We start from the raw sequence: 16,585 nt of genomic DNA, 5'->3' as shown, positions 1-16,585 counted from the left end.
ATCCCACACTACAAAGTAACAAATTTTAATCTTTACATTTACAGCTAACAAACAGATGCCTATGAAAAGACACCTACTCTTATTCTTTGGTTTGCTGTTCACAGTATTTATCCTTGAGGCGCAAGAGTCTCCTTGGCAGAAAACATCCCTCCGCAACACTTCGTCTATGCTCTTAAAAAAGGGCATTTCTACAGACGCTTATCTGTTGCGAAGCGATGCTTTACGCGCACGACTCAAGACTTCTTCTTCCCGTTCTGTACAAGCTAGAAGCAGCAGTAATATCGTGGCCTTCCCCTCTCGTAGCGGCGATACCGAAGACTTTGAAGTAAAGGAAGTTTCTGTCTTATCTCCAGCACTGGCCAAAAAATATCCGGGTATCCGATCGTATCGCGGAGTTTCTGTCGCAGATCCCGACAAGGAAATCCGTTTTAGCATAGATGATTTCGGACTTCACGCCACAGTACACGATGCTGAAGGAACCTATTATATCAATCCCACCCACACCGACAAAGACCTTTATTACCTGGCTTCCCGCAAAGATTTTTCACCCTATGAAAAAGCATTCATCTGTGCACTCAACCCCAGCGATACCGGTGTGCAACTAAGAGAAACCCCCACCTCCGACGGGGGGGGGTCCGGAAGTGGTCCTAACGACGGGATGTTGCGCACCTACAGAATGGCCTTGGCCTGTACCGGAGAATTTGCACAGTTCCACATAGATCAAGCCGGAGTTTCCCAAGGCACTGAAATCGAAAAAAAGACCGCTGTACTGGCCGCAATGAACACTATTATGACTCGAGTAAACGATATTTACGAGCGTGATCTTTCGGTTTTTTTACAGCTTGTAGACAACAACGATGCCCTTATCTTTCTCGATGCCGATACCGACGGCTTCACCAACGATCAAGGCAGCACTCTTATCGAAGAGATACAAGACGTGATCGATTCTACCATAGGAACGGACAACTACGATCTCGGACATATATTCAGTACCGGAGGCGGAGGTGTGGCCGAAGTGGGGTCGCTTTGTAGCGAAAACAAGGCCAAAGGAGTTACCGGCACCTCTTCGCCTATGGACGATCCCTTTGCCATAGACTTTGTAGCTCACGAAATAGGTCATCAGCTAGGCGCCACCCACACCTTCAACAATCTCTGTTCTACAGAGCGCAGCAACCACACCGCCGTAGAGCCGGGCAGCGGCTCCACCATTATGGCATATTCGGGCATATGCCCTCCAAACATACAGATGAACAGCGACGCTTATTTTCACGCAGTCAGTATTTCCCAAATATGGAATCTCATCACTTCTTCGAGTTGTGGCTTAATAGAAAACACGGGAAATCAACCTCCCCAAGTTCAAGCCGGAGAAGACAAGGTGATCCCTCCCGGCACTCCTTTTGTGCTGAGCGGTACCGCGTCCGACCCCGACAACGACGCGCTCACCTATTCCTGGGAGCAGACCGACAATCAGGTTTACGAAGGATATCCAGATTCCTCCTCTCCGGGCGGACCGCTATTTCGTTCCCTTCCCCCTACTGAAATCCCGGTACGCTACTTCCCGCGAGAAGACGTCATTCTCTCCGGTTCCTTTGCTGAATCCGCATGGGAAGTACTCCCAGAAATAAATAGAGAATTAAACTTTTCATTTTTGGTACGCGACAACCGCAGCGGAGGAGGACAAACAGGCAGAGACCAGCTGCGGCTCACCGTGGCCGACGACGCAACGGCTCTTGTCGTAACTTCTCACAGCACCACAACCACACTTACCTCAGGTCAGGCCGAAACCGTTAGCTGGGATGTGGGGGGCACCAACAGTGGAACGATAAGCGCAGAGACCACCGACATCTACCTACTCCCCGACAACGACCTCAACAACCGTATACCACTGGCAGAGGGGATTCCTAATAACGGGGAAGCAACTGTAATTATCCCCGGTGGAATTACAAGCTCCGAAGCCCGTATTATGGTCAAGCCGTCTGATCAGGTGTTTTTTGCGATCAACAAGGCCCCTCTCAATATAATTCCAAGCGATTACAGCTTAGAGTTCGAAGAACTCACACAGACGATATGCACAGGTGAAGAAGCGAGCTACTCCTTTGTATATCACACCCACGACGATTTTTCGGACACCACTTATTTTTCGGTAGAAGCTCCGGAGGGCATCGATATAAGCATAACTCCCGAAAGTGCTTCTGCAGATAGCACTGAGGTCACTATAACCGCTTCGGGTGATACCGAAGGAACACACAGCCTACAACTGTTGACCACCCCCGACCCGGCAACGGAGATTCCGCTTACCCTCAGGATACAAAAGTCTGATTTTGATACCGTAAATCTCTCCCTCCCCGAGAACGGAGCGACGGAAGTCTCTCCCGACGGACTCGCCTTGGAATGGGAAGCCTTGGACAATGCCGACCGCTATGAAATACAACTCTCTGAAACCTCAGATTTTTCAGTATTGACACAACAAGACATCGTAGCTTTCCCCCTGTTTCGGCCTAGCTCACTACAAAACGACCACACCTATTACTGGAGGGTAAAGCCGTTGAACAACTGTGGAGAGGGAACTTACGGCACTCCTTTTTCTTTTAGCACTCCCATTACGGGCTGTAGCACCTATACCAGCAACGATATAGTGACCATCCCCGAAAACACTTCCGGTACGGTGACCTCAACACTGGAAATAACCGATAGCGACCTCATTACGGGAGGTATAACAGTAGCTCTAAACATCACCCACAGTTGGGTATCCGACCTCAGTGTTACCTTAAGTTCCCCTTCGGGCACTACAGTGCGATTATTTTCAAATATTTGTTCGGGATCGGAAAATATCGAGGTCATTTTTAGCGATGCAGGAGAGTCTTTAAGCTGTAACAACAATCCCGCTATAGGAGGAACAGTACGGCCTGATCAACCCCTGACGGCATTTCGGGGAGAAGAACTTGAAGGCATCTGGACACTGAATATTACAGACGACCACATCTCCGATGGCGGAACCATAAACGCTTTCAACATCACCCGCTGCCCCGACCCGGCTCCCGACAATTTTGTCGTCAAAACAACCGAGGTCTCCTGCGAGGGCAACGACGACGGCCTGATCTCAGTAAGTGCTCTGGCAACATTGCCTTACCAAGTGACAATAGAGGGGAACGGCATTCAGCGCACTGAAAACTTTACAGAACACTGGACTGCAGAGAACCTGTCGGAGGGCATCTACACCCTGTGTTTTACCGTAGCCGGCAATCCTTCATTCCAACAGTGTCAAGATGTAGAGATCGCTCTATCCAGCGGACTTTCAGTAATACCCATCATACACGAGGCCAACAACAGCTTAGAACTACAATTAAACGGCGGGCAACACTACACCATCAACCTCAATGGAACAGTGACCGAAACCGAGAGTGAAAATATCGTCCTCCCTCTCGATCTCGGTGAAAATACGCTATCGGTAACTTCTGAACGGGAGTGTCAGGGGCGATACGAAACCCGAATACACTATAATCCTAAAGATATCGTACTATATCCAAATCCCTTTACCGGACCGGTATACGCCAGTATTGGAAATCAAATAGAAGGCCCTTTTCACATACGGGTATACAGCATTTCGGGTATACTGATGGTCACTGCGACTTATGAGAAGACCTCTGCAAATATCCTTCTGGAAGATCTGCAAGGGCTTACGCCCGGGGTGTATATTGTAAGTATCAAGGGGAGGGATGTAAAAAAGACAGTCAAACTCATAAAGCGTCCGCTGTAATCACATCCTTCTAGGCTCTACAATTTGGGACTCTATCCGCATTTTGGGGTATTACCATATAGACAGGCTGCTTATGACGATGTCGAAAAATCCGTCTTTTGTTTTTGGGGGTGTTCAATACGGAGACGTGTTGAGAGACAAAAATGGTAATCGCTTCAGTTGCATATAGGCAGCCTGTTTTTTTAACACTTCCGGAGATTTCTTAACACGCTAATTGCCTTTTTTGAAGTATTATTGCACTACTATGAAGATTGTTATCGTGGAAGACGAAGATCTCGCCGCCCGATACCTGGAACAGGAATTGGTATTACTAAGGGGGGAGGACACTGATACCATTACTCGAATAAGTACGGTAAAGGAGGCCATTATGTGGTTTCGAGAACATACGGCAGACCTTGTTTTCTTAGACATTCACCTGGCCGATGGCAATAGTATGGAGATATTGGAAACCACAGACAATACTATTCCTATAATCTTTACTACGGCTTATGACGATTATGCCATACAGGCCTTTAAGCACTTTACGATAGACTATCTGCTAAAACCATTTGAGCCAGACGAGCTGAAAAAGGCCTTAGACAAGTATCATTTTATCAGAGATAAATACACAGGAGCCGATCATTTACAGGCATTTAGGTATCATTTGCAACAAGAGCAACAGAACTATCAAAAGCGTTTTCTCGTGAGCAGTGGACACCGACTTCTTCCCGTAGAAGCCGAAGAAGTCGCCTTTTTTTACGCTTCAGGGAAACATCTGTTTCTCCACACCAGAAATGAAGACAGTTATCTGTATAACAGCACGATAAGGGAGCTTGTCAAAAAATTGGATCCCAGCATCTTTCTCAGGGTAAACCGCAACTATATCGTACATATCGAAGCGGTATCTCGGGTGATAAAGCACCCTAATCAAAGGCTTGAATTGGTGTTACAACAAGCCCTTCCCGACAGTGAAAAGATATTTATAAGCAAGAGTGAAACCAAGCATTTTCGGGAATGGCTGAGGCAGTGAGGCCCCAAAGCCTTCCCGTAAATTCTCTGTTTGCTATAGTCGTTACTTGTTACTTAGCAAGTAGCAACTTCATCATTTCCGTCGCCGTAACCTTTCCTATAAGGGCAATTCGATCTCTAGGAGTATTGTCGCCTATTTCGTAGGTAATACCAACGGCGTTGTATCGCACTAAAAACCATCCTTTAGACACTGGTTTGGTACTGTTCCCAGAAGATTCGTTTACCTTGTAGTTGGGAATATTGGCTTCGAGAGCTTTAAACCAATCGTCTATAAAATTCGGGAATGTTGTTCCTTTACGCGTGGTATTGGTATAAAATACATCCTTGTAGGTGGAGTGAAAGTCCAGTCCCAACACTACTTTTCCATTGCTTTCTTTGACTTTCTTGTCGATGTATCGAACGGCTTGCTCCACTTCGGGTTGGCGGTATTTTGCCCAGTCCCTGTTGGTGTCTATCCCGCCTGCATTGTGTCTCCAGTGCCCTTCATCTACCCCGTCGGGGTTGAGCAATGGAAAGGCCAGCACTCTGTATTGTGACAGGAAATTCTCAGATAATCCAGACTCGGCAAGAAGGGTCTTCAAAAACGCCTGATAAGCGAAGTAACCTGTTACTTCGGGTGGATGCTGACGGGTGAGCAAAACCACTATGGGTTTGTCTTTTTTGTCGCCCTTGTAAATATCCATCACATATAGTTTACGACCCAATTTAGAGGTGCCGTATTCTTCTATATGTACATACTCCTTTCCGGCGACAAGTTCGGTATACCACTTGCGCACATCGGTAGAAGACTGTACTTCTTGAGCGGCTATAGTAACAGGAGTTTTATCGAGTTTCACCCCAATAGTCACCTGCTTGCCTTCTTTGTACACCTGGGTAGAATCGATAAATTTCCACGCTTGCCCTTCCTCTTTTAGTTTGGGCCAATAGCGGTGTTTGTACTTCTCCGGATACTGAAAGTGCACATACACTTTTTTGGCTTTGGGAGACCAGGCCTTAAACGCGTAATAAGGGCTGCGATTAATCGGTTCGTTTTCCGGAGTCACCATAACGCTTAAGGTACTGTCGTTTTTTTGAGTTGCCCCGTTTAATCGGGCAGCCTCAAATTCGTTGGTGAGATAAACATCTAGACCCGGAAGGTAAAAAGTATCTCGAGTTTGAAGGACTATCGGTTTGTCGCTGGTATCTACCGGTGTTTCAAAGGAAACTTTTTTAGGAGTACTACACTGAGTGAAGAATGCCCCTAAACTGAAGATAAGGGCACATTTGAGATAAACTGTTTGACGTTTCACTAAAATTGTGGTTTGATTAGGCTTCAAAAGTAAAACATCTGCTTTTAAAATTCAAGCTCAGTACTATTTAGTTATTGCAATCCTCTGCCCTACACAACATCGTCTATCTGTCTTTAGAGCTTTCCTTTTTACTCCTCTTCCACCTCGAGAAATTTACCCACTGGATCCATACCTCCTTTAGCCGAAGTGCCGCTCATAAAGGTATCGGCACTGCTTTTATGGGGGCCGTATTGCTGTTGTTCCGGATTGCGCGGGCGGACTACATACATCCCGCCGAGCTCGAAGAGAGCATTCATCTCTTCGGGCTCTTGTACCAGAAAAACCACATCGTTGCGCCCACCCATAGGTGCCGGGATTTTATAGGCCTGCATATTGACATCCATAGAACCAAAGCGCTTTATCTTAATGGTGTCTCCCAAAGGCATATAGAGTTCGAGATAGTAATAGCCGGCCGAATAGCTGATCGGGTTGAGCCCTTTACCGCTTTCCCTATCCTTTTCCTCATAACCTACCTTGTTGATAAAAGTGGTATCCCGCTCAGAGGATTTTTTTAGCATATCGGGCATAAGGTCTTTGAATTTGACCATGCGGATCGAATTGTATTTATCTGTATACTTTTCGGTTAAATCTATATTTAATTGAGCATATACCTCATTATTCTCTTCAACTCTATACCATTCCCCCTTAATTTTAAAGTAAAATTCTGTGTTGTAGTACACACTTTCGGCTTCCTTATACGTCTCATTAAATTTATTCACCCACTCTTTTGGGTCGCTAGTTTCCTTTACCAAGTCTGGAACAATAAATTTATGTTCTGTAGTATCGCCGTTTATCACCCAGTTGGAATAGTACTTATTCCATCTAAACATTGTTCCATCTGGAAGAATTGTATTGATATTATAAGTGTCTATGGTATTTCCCTGTACATCAATTTTTAACGATTGTGTTTCTCTATCTTTTTCTAATTTAGAACTGAGTGCCGACTTGACAATTATGTGTTTATCAATGGAATCAAATTGCACATCGTAAGCGTCCTTTTTTTCAGAAACTATGGGAACTACCTCATAATGTTCTGTCCCCGGATGTTTATGAAGCTCGTAATAATCCGTATAATCTTTTTTCTGGCTCATAGTACAGCTTTGAAATACTACACTCAATAAGAGGTATAAATACAGGTTTTTATTCATCGTTTAAATATTTGGGCTCTTTATACAACCTCTTTTCGGCGGTCTTCTGCGCTTCTTTATCTTTAACTATATAAGGTACATAAGCATCGATTACATCTTTGATATACGGAGTATCCGCTATAGAAGTAGAAATCATTTTTCGTTTATTTTTCTCTTTAGCAACTTCACTTTTAGCTTTTTGTCGTTTATCTTCTTCTGTCATTTCTACGACTACGTTTGGATCATCTCCGTAATCCACTCTATAAAATTTCTTTTCTCCTGCTTTTATTATCCGATCCCATATACTGCCTTTGCCGAGTTGGTCGTCGGGGAAGTCTGACAGCAACTTTTTGTGATTTATCAGTCCTACCGGGCTAAAGTGGGCGTATAGGTCGGCTTCCTGTAGCGGAGCATACCACCTTGCAGCTTGCAGATAGCTCCAATCTACTTTCAGGTGTTCCATATTTTTTAAAAGTATATTTCGGTCTCTATCGTATTCGGGCACATACCATTTTTCTTTGGCCACTTTATTGTACTCTTTTTTTAGGCTTTTGTACTTGGCTATGGCCAGTCCCCACTTTACGCACACATGCCGATAGTTGTCCCATTCTGCGCAGTGTTCCAGCTCTTCTTTATTCTCCTCGTCTACCTTGTCGAAATCAAATCTGCGATTGGCAATATACGGCGGTATGACTATAAAACCGCTTACACCCTCTTCTTCCTCAGAGAGGTCAATAATTTGTTTGTTCTGTTGGGTTTGGTAATAGTCGGGTATTTGTTCTCTTTCTGTAAAAAACTCCACACTGTACAGGCTAGTATCTCTATCAGGATTACAGGCGCTGTCCATTTCGGGTATATCCCCATCCCGAAGTACCAAATCGCCTCTGTCGTTGGCAAAGGTAAACTGAACTCCACGCATTTTAAAGTCGACCCAACTGCCGGTAATGGCTTTGAGGTGTTCAACTATACCTCTTTCGTTGAGCAATTTGTTGTATTTCTCATCGAATAAGTCGGAAATACTGTTTAGGTATTTCATTCCCTTTTCAGCCTCTTTACCGAATATTTTGATATAAAAATCGTCTACTTCGAGATGTTGTTTTTTCAATCTCAACAGACTTTTATATTCGTCACCTGCCAGCCCTTGAGGCTGGTGTACCCCGAGGTAAATCATATTCAGCGGAATCTCATCCCAATTCATTTCTGTTTTGGCAAAATACATAATACCCAGAGCAACCCCCGCCGCCGCTGCAGCTCCCTGGCTGTGGCCTACTATCGTTACAGGGGTATAAGCGGGCGAAAAACTCTCCACAAAGGGAGCTTCTTCTTTTAGTTCTTCAACATTTTCACGAGACCATATCTGCCAGTTGTGTTTGGCCCAGTGATAGCCCAGTGCGATTCCGTGATCTACGCGATGTGCTCCGTTGGACTGCAATCCGTGCGAACCGTTTATAAAATGTTCGTTTCCTCGGGCATTAAAATAGTTGGCGTAGGTTTCTACTGCTTTTTTCTTGTTGCTCTTATCGTTCCAATACCCCCAGTATTTTTCTTCGGGGGTATAGCTGAACGGCAATAGGGGTGTAGGCAGCTTTATTCTTGGTCCCTTCTCGTCTTCCCTTATGTTTTCCCACTTCTTGTTTTGTCGTTCGGCGTGTTCTTCTGCGGTGTAGATATCGTCGTCGTGTGCTCTGTTTTTTTCATCGACATTCTCCCCTTTCATCGTCCAGAAGCTATCCTCGTCGGGATTTCTGTCCATTATAGCATTGTAATGCGACTCGGTATTGGCAATAGGGTCGCTCAAATAGCCGTTTACAAAGATGATTTCGCCCTGAAAATTGGGTAAACTCATATCGAGTTCCGGAAATGCTTCTCCTATTACTCGCTTCTTTTGGTTGGGATTTTTAATCGTAATTAGTCCTCCCCTTCCGCATTTAATCATGGAACAGTCTAAGAGTGCCTTTTTACCTGCGATAGTAGATTTCCTCGCCGTGTGCTGCCACTGTTGTAGTTGGGGGCTGCAGGGCGGATTTGAAGACGAGCACTTACAATTACCAAAAAAGGGAGGTTCCAAAGTTTTTTCACCCTCATTGGCCAAAGCCTTGTCTGTTTCTCCTTCCCTCACAAAAGACTTTCTGTCTCCAACAACCATAAGCTTGCCGGGGGCAGTGCCCAGCGTACATTTCAGTTCTGCTTTTTCCGCTACAAAGTAGTTTTTAGACATGGCTGTTCTGTTTTGTTTATCTCATCGGATCTAATTCCGGCTTTTGGCACTTTTTACTTTAAAACCTTCTTTGTGCAATATGAGTTCACTTCCTTTTCTGACTACACCGTCCACCTCCATTTCGTCTAGTACACAGGTCCATTCTTTGGAGAACATCCCAAAGGTGGGTTTTGTCACATATTTAAAATTGCACACCCTATGAGATTCTCCCGTAGGCAATATAAGGACTAAGGTGTCATTTAATCCGATTTTATGCTCCCAATACAGCTCTCTTCTTTCTCTCAAACTATCCGTTATCGCCTCTTTAACTTTAGCCCGATAACTCAAAGACCGCTTGTTTTTTTGTATTATGGCAATGCCTCTAAGTTCGTCGTACTCATATCCCAAAAACCCTATATGTAAACCATCCATATGGGTCTTTTCGGTACATTCCTCCTGCACTTTTTTCATTCGTTCTTTTTGTTTTTTCTCCGAATCGCAGGAATACAGCATCGATACCGAAACGAACAGAACGACTACTAGTCTATTTAACTTTGATATAGCTATCAATTTATTCAGCCCACCGTTTAGCATTGCTTTTTCCACTACAAAGTATTTTTTTAACATCGCTACGCTGTTTTTTTAATTTTCACTCCCTGTTCATCGCAAGCGTTTCAACACTATTCTGCCCAGGTTGAGCGTATCGCTCACATAAATACTCTTATTAAAATCATACTCCCTAATGTCGATAGTGTCTATGTTGTATTCCGCTTTTTCCAAAACAATATAGGGCGAATTAAACATTCTTATTTTGGCAGGGTCTGGCCTTTTCAAAACATATTGTTTTTTGTTGTGGTCAATCTCAAAATATCCACTGCTATCTGTACGGGACGTCGCTCCATTTACAAATTTGATTTCTACATCACTCAACGGTTTTTCACCGTCCCATACTTCTCCCTTTACATAAGGTGTTAAATAATAGGTTGTACAACCCGATAGGGCAAACAAAAGCAACGATAAACACACACAAACTTTTTTCATTTCAATTCAAGTTTTGTCAACCAGATTAGACTTAATACATCTTTTTCTGCAGCTACAGATCTGTCAAAAAAGTGGCGTGGATAATATGCTTCATCCGAATATTTCATAATATCGATCTCTCCTGAAGTTGGATAGGGGGTGTTTGGTATAGTGCTTTGCATTAAGGTTGAGGTCCCTTTGTGTTTTTTAGAATACCTATGTCCGCCGTAGGCAAGTAAAATTTCATGTCCAATTTCGTGAGCTGAAGTATGTTGAAAATCATTGTTAATATAATTGTTGTCTGGCCATATCCATCTATCCTCCCCCTGTAGGTAGCCATCGTTGTAATACAGCTTTCGCGACAACTCCCAATTTCTCGACCGTCCTGGTTTGCCGTTGGTGTTGAAAATAATTTCCGGAGACGGCATACTATTGTTGCTGGTATTTATTGCAGAGACAAAAATTTCATAGTGTTTATCTTCTATATCGATTCCGTTTCCAATATTCCCTTGGTGTCTACTCCAGTACTTATAAATTCCATCCAAAGCCATTTGTAGTAAATCATCAAAACTTTTGCTTCTGGTTGTGAGGGGTTGTCTGTTATAAAAACTTATACGCTCATGAGGGACTCTATTCCCACTATTTAGTCCTTGTGCTCCCCCATCGGTAAGGTTCACTCGCAGTGTAGCATCTATCCGCATTGTATTTTTATTTATCCTGACATCTACCCAAGACACTTCTTTACGCTCGAATGAGAAGTTCTTCGTTACCGCAGTTTTAAAAGCAAAATCTGCTTCAGCCCTTATTTCAGCTCTGAAAGGTTCATCAGTGTCAAACAATGCACTGTCGAAAACACCACCATTGTCAAAGCCATCCCATTGCACCAAATATTCCCCCTCTACCCAAGTCTCGGATATGCTGTTATTTACTTCTTCGGAAGTTGTAGTAAACACTGGTATATTTCCTTTTTTAACTGTAAGTTCCCAGCGATCTACTGCATCTCCTGTGATTATTATCTTAAAAGTAAGAACACTATTTTCATTTACTTCGTCAAAACTTTTAACTCCCAGAACTACAAATTCTCTTTTTTCTTTTAGCAATTCAATTTGTATATTAAAGTTTAGAGCTTCCTCTTCCTGTGGAGCTTCGTAATCGGCATCTACAATCTTGGGTGCTTTTTGGTGTACCCCTTCCAAAGCGTAGTTTAAGAGACTGCCTCCGGCATCTCTGCGGATTTCATTGGCTCCTGCATACAACATATTTCCGCCAGCCAAGCGGACGTATCGGTTTCGGGCTATTTTTTTTATACTTCCCATAAATTTATCGATATCAGGAATTACCTACTTCGCTATCGGACTGGTTAAACAATTCTTTCTTTGCATTTTGTACGATGGATTTCTTGCTGTCTATCTGAAAGTCCCCTATGGTTTGTTCTCGGATATTGTCGGCTGTGGTTCTTATTTCGTCTACGGCCATTTCTTCTATATTCCCGGCAGTGATTCGCAGGTCGTTGCCTATGTTTTCGGTTTTGTCTTTACCTACATTTACCCTCATATCTTCCGCGGCCTGAATTTTTATGTTTTTGGCCTGTAATACCATATCCTCACCGGCACTAAGCGTCATATTGGCATTGGCGGTCACCGCGATATTATTGGCGGCTGTATCTATAAAAATCGAATTTTTGTTAGTGTCGGTAATCGTTATACTTTCCTTCCCCCTACTGTCGTCCAACTTGATAATATGTCCGCTTCGAGTATGAATTACTTTCAGGTTGTTATCAGCCGTAGCATATCCGCTCAGCTGACTGCCGTTGTACATGGTTCCGGCGACATAGGGCTTTTCGGCATTGCCTCCTTCAAAGGCCACCAGCACTTCCTCTCCTATCTCGGGGATAAAGTAAAAGCCTTTACCATTTCCGCCATGGGCTTGTAGCATACGTATCCACGGACTTTCGCCCTCCCAGAGAAACCTCACCTTTACCCGTCCCAATCCTTTGGGGTCGTTGTTGTCTGTGACTACGGCCGACTGAGTTTCTGCAACCGGCGGGGTTAACACATTGGTATAAGGCGGCACTTCTACCGAGTCGGGAACCCCGTGAAACTCATTGTTGTAATTTCCGATTTCATCGCAAACATGAGTGATAGAAGTGATGTAGTAACTTCCAAAGGACTCTTCCTTTACGCCGTCGACCAAATCCCCGGTCAGGGAGAATTTAGGTTCTTTGACATGTACAATATCCCCTAGGCGCAACCCCGGTTCGGTGGATATTCCACGAGCTGTGACCAATCCCGATGCCTCCCCTTGTAACTGAGTCTTCACCCTGTCGTGCAGATGGCTTTGGGCATTGCCTGCGGTTATAGGATGGTGGTAATACAAGGCCGCTCCATTGTCTGGAAATACCCGCTTGGAAGTCTCCAACATGGCACGAGTGAGCCCGATGCTGTCCACACTCACCTCTCCCGAGCCCGTTGTCTGGGTTTCGGCGGCTTCCGCATCGTATCCCGTGTATTGAAAACCGAGAGGTTTTATACTCATATGCCGTTTAAAGTGAGTTATGTTTTGCCCGTATACCAGCGAAAAAGAGCGAGATTGAGGCTTTCCGAATACCAGTCCGGTTCCGTTGTAGTAAAACCACTCTCCTTTCTTTCGAGCCATGCGACACAGAAAACCAAAATCGCTTTCTTTGTACTGCACCGTGTAATCGAGCAGCTCATCGCGATGAATCTGCAGCTGAAGATCCATACTTTCCTTATGAGAGCCTATAGTGTCCCATACAACAGCTGAGAACTCTTTTTGAAGATGAGATCGGGTGTTGTACACTCCGTCCATTTTTGCGGTGGGACTAATTCCTGAAATCACTATTTCACCGGCTGCCCCACGGCTGCGATCTACATCTACGTCGGTTACCAGCCCCTTAAAAATCAAACCCGTACCGGCATCTTTAATATGCTTTGGCCTTATCTCAATATGAATCTCTTGCCCAATATACTTCTGTGCCTTGTTGACCACCCCTGCAATAAAGGCCTTAGGCAATGGCTGCTTGACAAAAAAGCTGTGGTGAGAGAGCAATCCCTGCTGTATTCCCATCCTGGAAAATGTGGTAATCGCCTCTCCGTTGATACGAATCTCAATATTGGTCTGTATGGCCATGGCGTTGTGCTTATTTATATTTTTTGCAGTCTACAAGATATTAAATATCACCTTTATACACAAGATTTTGAACAACAACAAACTATTTTTCTTCTTTAATTGAGAAATAATATCAAGTAATCATATAGTTTTTTGCCTACAAACTAGAGTAAGAATATTAACGGAAAATTTTGAACGACTACACAACTCCGATTTTTTGTACTGACAGGGAATACTGAGCATATCTAAAAACATTTGCTGTATTACCTGACAAACCTATTGTATTTTTTAGTATTTTCGGTGCGTAAAAACTTATGTATTATGAAAATAAAATGCCTATCTTCCCGTCTGTTCGTTCTGACGGTTATCGCTATGAGCAGTTTTGTGTTTTTAGGATGTTCTAGCGACGACGATTCGCCTTCAAAAGGCGATGACTCACAAAGCTTTACGATCGACGGAAAACCCTATAGTGTAAATCTTTCGTCTCTAGGGATTAATCCTTATCCCGATTCCGATTTGCTCAACGGAACTGTTATCATCACGGGAGGTAATGAATCGACCATAGGCTCGCTGGTTTTTTCATTGAATTTTCCTGCCTCAGATGGTGTTGAAGGGACATACGGTCCCTCTGGTGATATCGTCTCTGCCTACACCTTTACCAGTCATCACGCAGCTTATGGTATTCAAAACGGCTCTGATATTCAAAACGGAGGCGACGCACAAGGCCAGGTAAAGGTCGTCCACCACGGAGGAGATGAGTACACCATACAGTTTAACTTTAAATTCTCTGATGGGATTGAAGCCTCAGGAAACCTAAAACGCGAGTTTCCTGCCCCTTAATCAAGAGTACAGCAATTAGCAAAATAAAAGCAGCTCTCCTATGTTTCGCGAGATTTGCTTTGTGCGAATAACCTCAGCACCCCCATCGTTTTTGCGGTGGGGGTGTTTGTAATTACATCTTTAGAGTGCACTCTTTAACGCATTGACCATGCTTTTGTATTTTGAGGGGTTACCGTTTTTAAGTTTAATAAGGTTCTGTAGCTTCCATTGTACCGCAGGAAAATGTTGAAAATCATAAACGCTCCAATCAGGTGTCCCTTTCCAAAAGCCCAATAGGAATTCCCTATCTTCGTCTGTTAGCTTTTGATGGATCACATTTACCAGTTCTGCCCGTGCTTTTTCAAAATCCTCATAGGTAAAGGGTTCTTGGCTCATACCTTCAAATTGATTGACCAGCGTTTGTCTTTGGTCGATAAAATTGGGGCTTAACATTTCGTGCAGAGGTCGGTTGCTACTCAAAAGGAACAATAGGAACCCTTTCCTAATCTCGTCGGTAAAACCTTCGTTTTGCAACAGATATTTCACATCGAATAAGTCTCTGGGGTGTTGGCGATCCAATGCCGCACAAATTTTCCCTCCGTACAATTGTCCAAAGGGAACCACCGGAACGGCACAGAAAGCATCAAATTCTACTTGGGCCGTTTCGCATAGCGGCAATGTTACCGTTTGGTCCATCACCCCTCTGTTTATTTGGTTCACTTCTATTTTTATCTGCGCATTTGCAGCAGTAAGCTGAAGTTTTAAAATTTTCGGCCTTAAGGAAACTTCCGCTTCCGGCAGGATCTTTTCTATCTTGGTCTTTAAGTAACCGAGGCGCTCTATAATTTGCTTAAAGGACGTTTCCCTATCCGCTATGGGGATGTAAGTCAAATCAATATCTACAGACAATCTGGGCATGTCCCGTACAAATAGATTGATTGCCGTATCCCCGTGTATGGCAAAAACTGGTTCTTTTGCCACCTCGGGCAATACCTGTAACAAAAGGGAGACCTGTAGCTTGTAATTACTCATAGTTTTCCAATGCTTTAGGAACAGTGGTAAGGTATTTGGCTATATAGACCCCATCTTTTACCAAGGAACGTTTCCCTTTTCCTAAATCTATATTCTCAAAATTGATATACTTAAACCAAGCGTGACCTGCCTTTTCTGCCATATACAGAAAAAGTCGCTTTACCTTTATGGAGGTACATGCCACCAAAAGTTCTTGTACCTGTTTGGGTCTAAGGTTGTTCAACCCTTCCATGATCTCATAGCACTCCACCAATTCTTGTTTTTGGGGTGCCAGGTACAGACATTCCATCAAAGCCCTTGCCGGGGTTGATACCAACAGACTGAGTGCTCCCTGTTCCAAAGATTGCAATCCCATTTCGGGTGGAAGGAAAGAGGAACTAAAGTAGTTCACCCTTATCCCCCAATCGTATTTCAAAAACCAAGCGGGCAGTCGCTCCTTGCTTCCCCCGAACAATGTTATTTGTTTGGTGACCAGCTCTAGGTAATGAGCCTTACCCAATAAGGATAAAGCCGTCTTACCTCCAAGATGGATATTCAGATTAGCCTGTCGTTGCAAAGCAAACAATGCCCCCTGATAGGTTGGACTGTCTCCCACCCGCATCCAAGCTCCCATTCCTATGGAATATATCCAATTGCTATTCTTATATCGGTTTAGCAATTGTGTGGAAAACCCGTTTTCCGTAAGCCACGAACTTAAATAGACTACACCAGATGGTTGCGCATTAAGAAGGCGGTTTATTTTTTGTTCTTTCTCCAAACTAATAGTTTCTATTTTAGACCTTTTTTAAACTAAAAGAATTTTACCTAAGTTTATTTTATTTCAAATATACAAACTATAAGTTCGTTAATTCATATATTTTTAAACTTTATTGTGACAAAATATGGAATTTTGATTTCCTGATTGACTTTTCTATTGGTTAAACGTTCGCGATAATTTTTCTCCGCTTATTTTTTCTTAAAAATTTTGAATCATAATGTGCCGATATATTCCCGAGCTAAAAATAGGTTGAATTATGCCTCTCAGAGCCCCCTAAGCCCCTTCAAAAATCGTTTAACGGGATTTAGACTACAACTATTAATAATAATTTCGTATATTTATACTTTCTTACTAGACCCCCTATAACCCTTTTAGCTGTATTTTGGGTTAAATGATGTTTTATAAGTATAT

The 16,585-nt window shown here is 43.5% G+C and carries 12 protein-coding genes; 3 read left to right on the top strand and 9 right to left on the bottom strand.

Translation table 11 applies throughout. The features are described 5' to 3' along the window. The first annotated feature begins 61 nt into the window (after nucleotides 1–61). Complete coding sequence (locus ACYZZR_RS02860; RefSeq protein WP_461532483.1) at nucleotides 62–3,757, top strand: reprolysin-like metallopeptidase; 3,696 nt, start codon at nucleotides 62–64, stop codon at nucleotides 3,755–3,757. Between the two features lie 244 nt (nucleotides 3,758–4,001). After that, nucleotides 4,002–4,766 carry a LytR/AlgR family response regulator transcription factor gene (locus tag ACYZZR_RS02855; RefSeq protein WP_461532482.1) on the top strand — a complete coding sequence of 255 codons (765 nt, stop codon included), beginning with the start codon at nucleotides 4,002–4,004 and terminating at the stop codon, nucleotides 4,764–4,766. 49 nt (nucleotides 4,767–4,815) lie between these two features. On the opposite strand, the gene ACYZZR_RS02850 is transcribed toward ACYZZR_RS02855, so the two are convergent. The 7 genes from ACYZZR_RS02850 to ACYZZR_RS02820 all read right to left on the bottom strand — a co-directional run bounded on the left by ACYZZR_RS02850 (nucleotide 4,816) and on the right by ACYZZR_RS02820 (nucleotide 13,587). Beyond that, entirely contained in the window at nucleotides 4,816–6,054 is a 1,239-nt protein-coding gene (locus tag ACYZZR_RS02850) for a M14 family metallopeptidase (RefSeq protein ID WP_461532481.1), read from the bottom strand. Between the two features lie 128 nt (nucleotides 6,055–6,182). Further along, nucleotides 6,183–7,241 carry a hypothetical protein gene (locus ACYZZR_RS02845; RefSeq protein WP_461532480.1) on the bottom strand — a complete coding sequence of 353 codons (1,059 nt, stop codon included), beginning with the start codon at nucleotides 7,239–7,241 and terminating at the stop codon, nucleotides 6,183–6,185. Further along, entirely contained in the window at nucleotides 7,234–9,438 is a 2,205-nt protein-coding gene (locus ACYZZR_RS02840) for a DUF4280 domain-containing protein (protein WP_461532479.1), read from the bottom strand. Before ACYZZR_RS02840 ends, ACYZZR_RS02845 begins: the two co-directional genes overlap by 8 nt. A 30-nt stretch (nucleotides 9,439–9,468) precedes the next feature. Continuing rightward, nucleotides 9,469–10,044 (bottom strand): hypothetical protein, encoded by a 576-nt coding sequence (locus ACYZZR_RS02835; protein WP_461532478.1) that lies wholly within the window; start codon nucleotides 10,042–10,044, stop codon nucleotides 9,469–9,471. Nucleotides 10,045–10,077: 33 nt separating this feature from the next. Then, on the bottom strand, nucleotides 10,078–10,458 hold the full coding sequence (locus ACYZZR_RS02830) for a hypothetical protein (RefSeq protein ID WP_461532477.1): 381 nt from the start codon (nucleotides 10,456–10,458) through the stop codon (nucleotides 10,078–10,080). Next, nucleotides 10,455–11,753, bottom strand: a complete 1,299-nt coding sequence (locus ACYZZR_RS02825) for a hypothetical protein (protein ID WP_461532476.1) — start codon at nucleotides 11,751–11,753, stop codon at nucleotides 10,455–10,457. Before ACYZZR_RS02825 ends, ACYZZR_RS02830 begins: the two co-directional genes overlap by 4 nt. Before the next feature lie 13 nt (nucleotides 11,754–11,766). After that, a complete protein-coding gene (locus tag ACYZZR_RS02820) occupies nucleotides 11,767–13,587 on the bottom strand; it encodes a type VI secretion system Vgr family protein (RefSeq protein ID WP_461532475.1) in 1,821 nt (606 codons plus the stop codon). A 300-nt stretch (nucleotides 13,588–13,887) separates the two neighbouring features. On the opposite strand from ACYZZR_RS02820, the gene ACYZZR_RS02815 reads away from it, so the two are divergent. After that, a complete protein-coding gene (locus ACYZZR_RS02815) occupies nucleotides 13,888–14,406 on the top strand; it encodes a hypothetical protein (protein ID WP_461532474.1) in 519 nt (172 codons plus the stop codon). Nucleotides 14,407–14,526: 120 nt separating this feature from the next. Here the strand turns inward: ACYZZR_RS02815 and ACYZZR_RS02810 are convergent, their stop codons facing one another. Continuing rightward, nucleotides 14,527–15,417 (bottom strand): nucleotidyl transferase AbiEii/AbiGii toxin family protein, encoded by an 891-nt coding sequence (locus ACYZZR_RS02810; protein ID WP_461532473.1) that lies wholly within the window; start codon nucleotides 15,415–15,417, stop codon nucleotides 14,527–14,529. Beyond that, a complete protein-coding gene (locus ACYZZR_RS02805) occupies nucleotides 15,410–16,174 on the bottom strand; it encodes a type IV toxin-antitoxin system AbiEi family antitoxin domain-containing protein (RefSeq protein WP_461532472.1) in 765 nt (254 codons plus the stop codon). The genes ACYZZR_RS02810 and ACYZZR_RS02805 overlap by 8 nt, the downstream gene beginning before the upstream one ends. Nucleotides 16,175–16,585: the final 411 nt, after the last annotated feature.

It is taken from the genome of Sinomicrobium sp., from assembly GCA_029266035.1.
GTDB lineage: Bacteria > Bacteroidota > Bacteroidia > Flavobacteriales > Flavobacteriaceae > Sinomicrobium.
The sequence above is the reverse complement of the archived record's forward strand: the minus strand, read 5'-3'. Positions and strand labels throughout refer to the sequence as shown.

Excerpts from the sequence above, each read along its gene's own strand:
- ACYZZR_RS02810 (WP_461532473.1), bottom strand. The coding sequence starts at position 15,417 with ATGAGTAATTACAAGCTACAGGTCTCCCTTTTGTTACAGGTATTGCCC.
- ACYZZR_RS02855 (WP_461532482.1), top strand. The coding sequence starts at position 4,002 with ATGAAGATTGTTATCGTGGAAGACGAAGATCTCGCCGCCCGATACCTG.
- ACYZZR_RS02835 (WP_461532478.1), bottom strand. The coding sequence starts at position 10,044 with ATGTTAAAAAAATACTTTGTAGTGGAAAAAGCAATGCTAAACGGTGGG.
- ACYZZR_RS02845 (WP_461532480.1), bottom strand. The coding sequence starts at position 7,241 with ATGAATAAAAACCTGTATTTATACCTCTTATTGAGTGTAGTATTTCAA.
- ACYZZR_RS02840 (WP_461532479.1), bottom strand. The coding sequence starts at position 9,438 with ATGTCTAAAAACTACTTTGTAGCGGAAAAAGCAGAACTGAAATGTACG.
- ACYZZR_RS02815 (WP_461532474.1), top strand. The coding sequence starts at position 13,888 with ATGAAAATAAAATGCCTATCTTCCCGTCTGTTCGTTCTGACGGTTATC.
- ACYZZR_RS02825 (WP_461532476.1), bottom strand. The coding sequence starts at position 11,753 with ATGGGAAGTATAAAAAAAATAGCCCGAAACCGATACGTCCGCTTGGCT.
- ACYZZR_RS02820 (WP_461532475.1), bottom strand. The coding sequence starts at position 13,587 with ATGGCCATACAGACCAATATTGAGATTCGTATCAACGGAGAGGCGATT.
- ACYZZR_RS02860 (WP_461532483.1), top strand. The coding sequence starts at position 62 with ATGAAAAGACACCTACTCTTATTCTTTGGTTTGCTGTTCACAGTATTT.
- ACYZZR_RS02830 (WP_461532477.1), bottom strand. The coding sequence starts at position 10,458 with ATGAAAAAAGTTTGTGTGTGTTTATCGTTGCTTTTGTTTGCCCTATCG.